At 34.4% G+C, this 7,202-nt stretch carries 4 protein-coding genes and 2 rRNA genes; 5 read left to right on the top strand and 1 reads right to left on the bottom strand.

Going from position 1 to position 7,202, the window contains the following annotated elements; genetic code table 11:
• From HMPREF9456_RS15380 to HMPREF9456_RS15370, 3 genes are all read left to right on the top strand, one after another.
• Nucleotides 1-188: ribosomal RNA gene (locus HMPREF9456_RS15380) — 23S ribosomal RNA — on the top strand; the annotation flags it as partial.
• Between the two features lie 133 nt (nt 189-321).
• Nucleotides 322-432 (top strand): 5S ribosomal RNA (rrf, locus tag HMPREF9456_RS15375).
• A gap of 637 nt (nt 433-1,069) precedes the next feature.
• Nucleotides 1,070-2,104, top strand: coding sequence for a hypothetical protein (locus HMPREF9456_RS15370; protein WP_006844484.1), 1,035 nt, complete (start codon nt 1,070-1,072; stop codon nt 2,102-2,104).
• 95 nt (nt 2,105-2,199) lie between these two features.
• Here HMPREF9456_RS15370 and dnaK read toward each other — a convergent pair whose 3' ends face one another.
• Nucleotides 2,200-4,104 (bottom strand): molecular chaperone DnaK, encoded by a 1,905-nt coding sequence (dnaK, locus tag HMPREF9456_RS15365; RefSeq protein ID WP_006844483.1) that lies wholly within the window; start codon nt 4,102-4,104, stop codon nt 2,200-2,202.
• 401 nt (nt 4,105-4,505) lie between these two features.
• Between dnaK and HMPREF9456_RS15360 the strand changes: the two genes are divergently transcribed.
• Together HMPREF9456_RS15360 and HMPREF9456_RS15355 are read left to right on the top strand one after the other, a co-directional pair.
• Nucleotides 4,506-5,774 carry a replication-associated recombination protein A gene (locus HMPREF9456_RS15360; RefSeq protein ID WP_006844482.1) on the top strand — a complete coding sequence of 423 codons (1,269 nt, stop codon included), beginning with the start codon at nt 4,506-4,508 and terminating at the stop codon, nt 5,772-5,774.
• Between the two features lie 156 nt (nt 5,775-5,930).
• Nucleotides 5,931-7,196 carry a type IX secretion system plug protein gene (locus HMPREF9456_RS15355; protein ID WP_006844481.1) on the top strand — a complete coding sequence of 422 codons (1,266 nt, stop codon included), beginning with the start codon at nt 5,931-5,933 and terminating at the stop codon, nt 7,194-7,196.
• The last annotated feature ends 6 nt before the right edge of the window (nt 7,197-7,202 follow it).

Raw genomic sequence — 7,202 nt, 5'->3', positions numbered from 1 at the left:
CCGCCAGGAGCATCGCCGGGTAGCTAAGTCTGGATCGGATAAGTGCTGAAAGCATCTAAGTACGAAGCCGGCTTCAAGATAAGATATCCTCATAAGGGTCGTTGTAGACTACAACGTTGATAGGCTGCAGGTGTAAAGGCAGTAATGTCATAGCCGAGCAGTACTAATTGCCCGAAAGCTTTCACAGGGGGGCGGACTCAGGTCTGCCCCGCACAACTAACCCAGAGGTTTGCTAGATTGGTATCTATGATACGGAATTATTTGCTCTTTTACATCAGGTCAATCCTATAAGGATGGAAAACGATTCATCCGTAACGATATTCAGGTGGTTATAACACCGGGGCTCCACCTCTTCCCATTCCGAACAGAGAAGTTAAGCCCGGTCGTGCCGATGGTACTGCGTAAAAGTGGGAGAGTAGGTTACCGCCGTTTTAAGCAAAGTCCGTATACAAGCAATTGTATGCGGACTCTTTGTTTTTGAACAATCAGACTCCATTAGGAATGATAAATAACAGAAGAAAAGGATCTCATTATACCAATGAGGTACTTTGTTTTTAAAATCCTGAAATAAATATATTAATACATTCTCATTCAAATCATTCTTATTTCATATATACTCTACTCTTTTTTCACAAACCTTAATATAGTTTCAAATAATTAAAAGATAAAAATCTCATATTTTTTTTTAACTTTGCAACCTTTGCATTATGATAAATGTGCAAATAATCAAATAGTTAAATATTCGATAACGCAAACTAATGAAGCTATTAAGCTATAATGAATTTTACACATATATTTTATTTTAGGAAAGCATATCCGAATTATAATTTGGATATAAAATAAAAATATTATCAATTTTACTTCAGAATATATTAGATTAATATATGGAATGAAGGATACATAATTCAAGTAAAAATAAGAATAATGTATTGTATTATATATGATTTCAAAGATTTTTACAAAACTATAATATCAAATTTTAAACAACACCGATACAAACGAATTAAAAAAGTACAGGAAAACTATACTTATATTTGATCATAAACAAACAATAATAAAGAGTAAAAATATGCTTATTCCTATAAAGAAGAAAATGGGGAGCCTGATAGACAATATTAAAATATCAGAAACTCATTTGCAACGAACAAAGGGTAATTATGCAGACAGGATTCAAGATTGGAATAGTGTGGAATTTGCTAATTTCAGCTATGGTTTATTGCCTCCTTACAAAGGTGAAATGTCATCATGTGATCTGAAAATCAAAAAAATAATTAAAGATAAAATAACAATAGAGTTGACTCAATGTAATGCTATTACCTCTAGAGGTGGTCGTATAGATATAAAGCCTATTAATTATTCTGACTTTGTGCGATTAGATTATGATTTTAGTCAAGAGATTGAAGATAATAAACACTGGAATGTTGTTTTAGCTGTAGAACCATTTTATAATAAGTGTCAAGGTATTGTAAGCGTTCAAGAAACATCATCTAATTATAGACAAACCTATCATTTGTCTATACAACCAATGGGACAAATTCCAAAAGAAGAATTCGGAATATCTAATCTTATTCTAGGACGGGTTATTAAAGAAGATAATAATTACAGTATAGATTCGAACTATATTCCTCCAAGCGTAATGATGAGCAGCCATCCTGATCTAGAAAAATATTATGAACTATTTGGAAAATACCTTAATGAAATCGAAATTTCATCTCAAAGTATTATTCAAAAAATACAAGATAAAGACAGTGATTCTGATCTAACAAATAATATGATATTTCTATGCGAAAAGATACTCATTTATATTGCAGAGATTCGTTTTAACTATACTAATAGAGGACGTTTTTATCAACCTATAGAAATAGCCAACACCTTTTCTTCTTTTGCTCGTGTATGCTTTACTTTCATTGATTCTATATCTCTAGAAAAGAAAAAAGGACTATTTAATTATTTTGGTAAATGTGGAGGTATTGAACCGAATACATTTTTGGAACTTCTCTCTAATTTAGAAGAATGCCGATACGATCATCAAGATATACGATGCTCAATGGCTCGAATAGAATCTTCTTTAGCTTTATTTTCTGAGTTGTGGAGCAAAATTTAACGAATAAAAGGACTCTATATATAATACAAAAAGCTCATTATACCTAATATAGGATAATGAGCTTTTTAATAAATATACTATCTGTTTCTATTTGCTTATTTCACTTCTTCAAAATCTACATCAGTCACATTATTGTCGCCTCCATTAGATTGGCTACCAGTATTACCTCCGGCTTCTTGTCCCGGATGAGCACCTGCTTGTTGCTGATTGTATATATTTTGGCTGAGCTCCTGCATTAATTTAGTTAATTCATCCATAGCAGAATCAACAGCTGGAATATCTTGAGCTTTGTGAGCATCTCTTAGTTTATTTAAAGCACCTTCGATAGAAGCTTTCTGATCGGCTGGAATTTTATCTCCAAGATCTTTCAATTGATTTTCTGTTTGGAAAATAACTGAATCTGCCTGATTCAACTTGTCTATCTTTTCTTTTTCTTTCTTATCTGCTTCTGCATTAGCTGCAGCTTCGTCCTTCATTCGTTGGATTTCTGCGTCTGTAAGACCCGATGAAGCCTCGATACGAATAGATTGTTCTTTACCGGTCTTTTTATCTTTTGCCGATACACTAAGAATACCATTGGCATCGATATCAAATGTAACTTCAATTTGAGGCTCACCACGACGTGCCGGTAATATACCGTCTAAATTGAAGACACCTATTTGTTTATTGTCTCTCGCCATCGGACGTTCTCCTTGAAGTACAACAATCTGTACAGACGGTTGGTTGTCGGCAGCGGTAGAGAATGTTTCGCTCTTCTTCGTAGGAATGGTTGTATTGGCCTCAATTAGCTTAGTCATTACATTTCCCATTGTTTCTATACCAAGAGACAATGGAGTAACGTCAAGTAATAATACATCTTTCACCTCACCTGTCAATACAGCTCCTTGTATAGCAGCACCCACGGCAACAACTTCATCAGGGTTTACACCTTTGGATGGTGTCTTTCCGAAGAACTTCTCAACTTCTGCTTGTACAGCAGGTATACGAGTAGAACCTCCGACTAAGATTACTTCATCTATATCGGATGGAGAATATCCTGCATCTTTCAACGATTGACGACATGGCTCGATACACTTACGAATAAGTGAGTCTGCTAATTGCTCAAATTTAGCACGAGTTAGATTTTTTACCAAGTGTTTTGGAATACCATTAACCGGCATAATATATGGCAAGTTGATTTCAGTAGAAGTTGTGCTTGATAGCTCTATTTTTGCTTTTTCAGCAGCTTCTTTCAGACGCTGTAAAGCCATTGGGTCTTTACGTAGATCCAGTCCCTCTTCATTCATGAACTCTTCAGCCAGCCAATTAATAATAACCTGATCGAAATCGTCACCACCAAGGTGAGTGTCACCATTGGTTGACTTAACTTCAAATACACCGTCTCCTAATTCTAGGATAGAGATATCAAATGTACCACCACCAAGGTCGAACACTGCAATTTTCATATCCTTGTGAGCCTTGTCAAGACCATAAGCAAGTGCAGCAGCTGTAGGCTCATTAACGATACGTTGAACTTTAAGACCTGCAATCTCTCCGGCTTCTTTTGTTGCCTGACGTTGCGAGTCGCTAAAGTATGCAGGTACAGTAATAACTGCGTCTGTCACTTCTTGTCCAAGATAGTCTTCAGCTGTTTTTTTCATCTTTTGAAGAATCATCGCTGAAATTTCCTGAGGAGTATAAAGACGTCCGTCAATGTCTATACGTGGTGTATTGTTATCTCCTTTCACTACTTTATAAGGTACACGGGTTACTTCGGTTTGAACTTGATCCCATGTTTCTCCCATAAATCTTTTTATGGAGTATATTGTTTTTTCCGGATTTGTGATAGCCTGACGTTTTGCAGGATCACCAATTTTACGTTCATTTCCCTCAATAAAAGCAACAACAGAAGGTGTTGTTCTTTTTCCTTCGTTGTTTGTGATAACGATAGGTTCGTTACCTTCCAACACGGCAACACAAGAGTTTGTGGTACCTAAGTCAATTCCTATTATTTTTCCCATCTTATTATATTATTATATTGTTTCTAATTAATTTCTATTCTAATTTCTTTCAATTGATATTTCAATGACATTAGCCTTTGTTCAAAAGCTATGCCAAAATATATGATGACAATAAAAAAAATAAAATATGACGATTTGTCAGAATTGATAGTGATTCTATTGGATGTGTTTAATGTTTTTATTTATAGGTGTTTATTTGTCTTTTTCTGTTTTATATATATTTTAGAGATTACTATAAACTACATATAAGTATAATATATCAAGACACAAATAAGAAAATATTTAATAATAACTTAATCAAGCTTTAATACATTTCTGTTCCGTTGGATAGCAATCCGGCTTGTTATTAAATCAAACTTTTTGTAGATTTGAGGATATTTAGAGCTTAAACATATATATAAATGAGCCAACCTTTAGCAGAGCGGTTACGTCCGCGTAATCTCGAAGAATATATAGGACAAAAACATTTAGTAGGAGAGGGTGCTATTCTTCGAAAGATGATAGAATCGGGCAGAGTTCCTTCTTTTTTACTATGGGGGCCTCCTGGAGTGGGCAAAACTACATTGGCTCAGATAATAGCGAATACACTTGATACGCCTTTTTATACTCTTAGTGCTATAAACTCCGGTGTAAAAGATGTGCGAGAAGTAATTGAATTGGCTAAAAAGAATCAGTTCTTTAATACCAAGAGTCCTATTTTGTTTATTGATGAAATCCATCGCTTTTCTAAATCACAACAAGACTCATTACTCGGTGCTGTAGAAACAGGGGTAATAACATTAATTGGAGCAACTACAGAAAATCCCTCCTTTGAGGTTATTCGCCCGTTGTTGTCACGTTGTCAGGTTTATGTCTTGCAATCTTTAGGTAAAGAAGATTTGGAAGAACTGGCTCATAGGGCTTTAACACAGGATATAATACTTAAAGATCGGGATATCGAACTTAAAGAAACGGATGCGATATTGCGTTTTTCGGGAGGTGATGCCCGTAAATTATTGAATATACTTGATTTAGTAATCTCATCTGAAACAAATGATAAGATCTCAATAACCGATAAACTGGTAACAGAACGTTTGCAAGAAAATCCGGCAGCATACGATAAAGGAGGGGAAATGCATTATGACATTATTTCTGCTTTTATAAAGTCGATACGAGGGAGCGATCCCGATGCTGCTATTTATTGGTTGGCGCGGATGGTGGCCGGAGGTGAAGATCCGAAATTTATAGCACGACGTCTTGTTATTTCTGCTGCAGAAGATATTGGATTGGCAAATCCAAATGCCTTGTTGTTAGCAAATGCTTGTTTCGATGCTTTGCATAAAATTGGATGGCCTGAAGGGCGTATTGTACTGGCTGAAACTACTATATATTTGGCAACATCTCCTAAAAGTAATTCAGCATACATGTCGGTAGATGAAGCCATAGCCTTAGTAAATGAGACAGGAAATCTACCTGTGCCATTACACTTACGTAATGCGCCTACAAAGTTGATGAAGGAATTGAATTACGGAAAAGAATATAAATATGCACATAGCTTTGAAAATAATTTCGTCCAACAAGATTATGTACCTAAAGAGATACAGGGGAGACAATTTTGGAAACCCCAACAGAATGCAGCTGAAAGTAAAATTGTGGAATGGCTCAAAAAGCTCTGGAAAGATCGATATTAAGGGCATGCACGAGTATTATTTTTAAGAATTTAAATTATCTAATAATAGAATTGTAGTTTACTTTTATAGCTAAAAAGTGACATGAAAAAATAGACAATAACCTGTTACTTTTGTCACTTTTTGAAAAAGGTCTCTGCAACAATTAAGTTTAGAATAATGAATAATAAACTATTGCTATTTTTCTCTATAATCTTTTATCTAACGAGTATATATACTTTTTCACAAGTCTATCATACCCAAGCAATATCTGATGATATATATACGGTACAGGTAAATAAAAATAACGATTGGAGTTCATATCCCATCATAGCATTGGATGGCAACGATTATATACATATGAGTTTCGATCGTATTTCTGAAAACTCAATGAATCGTTTACGTTATCGGATAATACATTGTGATGCATACTGGAAAAGAAGCAGTGGCATATCTGAGATAGATTATCTAAGTGGATTCAATGATAACCCGATCGATGATTATGCTTCTTCTTTAAATACAACAGTAGAATATACTCACTTTGCTATTGATATTCCTAATAATGATGTAAATATTAAATTATCAGGAAACTATGTTATTGAAATCTACGAAGATGGTACTCCTGAAGAAGTTTTACTTACTGCTTGTTTCTCTGTTGTAGATACACAAGTAAGTATAGCTCCAAGCATCACTTCTAATACGGATATTGATACAAATAAGGGGCATCAACAGTTGTCTTTTAGTATATTTCATCAGAATCTTAATATAAGAGACCCTTTTACCGAATTGAAAATCTTTGCTTGGCAAAACAATAGACTCGATACAGAACGACGCCAAATAAAGCCTACTTATGTTAGTTCCGATAAATTAATATATGAACACAATGGGAATCTGATATTTGAAGCAGGAAATGAATATCGTCGATTTGAGACATCCAGTTATAGATACAATGGTTTGAATGTAGAGCATATTGAATATAATCGACCTAATTATACAATGTACATCGTTCCTGATAAAATCAGAGCTGGGAGATCATATAGTTATGACCAAGATCAAAATGGAAGATTTTATATTAGAAGTAACGATAAGAATGATAGTGAGATAGAGTCTGATTATTTTAATACAGTATTTACTCTACCAATGGATAGCCCAATAGGCGAGGATATTTTTATTAATGGGGACTTTACTGATAATAACTTTACCGACAAATATAGAATGATATATGATGAAGAGAACAGACAATATTATATAGCTCTGCTTTTAAAGCAAGGTTTGTATAATTATCAGTATCTGACTAAGTCGGGAGCTAGTTACTCAACAGCAAAAATAGAAGGTAATTATTTTGAAACAGAAAATGAATATCAGATATTTGTCTACTACCGTCCATCCGGGCAACGCTATGATAGCCTGATAGGTGTGCAAAACATTCAATCACGAAATAAATAAAAAATC

Source organism: Dysgonomonas mossii DSM 22836 (assembly GCF_000213575.1).
GTDB lineage: Bacteria > Bacteroidota > Bacteroidia > Bacteroidales > Dysgonomonadaceae > Dysgonomonas > Dysgonomonas mossii.
The sequence above is the reverse complement of the archived record's forward strand: the minus strand, read 5'-3'. Positions and strand labels throughout refer to the sequence as shown.

Excerpts from the sequence above, each read along its gene's own strand:
- HMPREF9456_RS15370 (WP_006844484.1), top strand. The coding sequence starts at position 1,070 with ATGCTTATTCCTATAAAGAAGAAAATGGGGAGCCTGATAGACAATATT.
- dnaK (WP_006844483.1), bottom strand. The coding sequence starts at position 4,104 with ATGGGAAAAATAATAGGAATTGACTTAGGTACCACAAACTCTTGTGTT.
- HMPREF9456_RS15360 (WP_006844482.1), top strand. The coding sequence starts at position 4,506 with ATGAGCCAACCTTTAGCAGAGCGGTTACGTCCGCGTAATCTCGAAGAA.
- HMPREF9456_RS15355 (WP_006844481.1), top strand. The coding sequence starts at position 5,931 with ATGAATAATAAACTATTGCTATTTTTCTCTATAATCTTTTATCTAACG.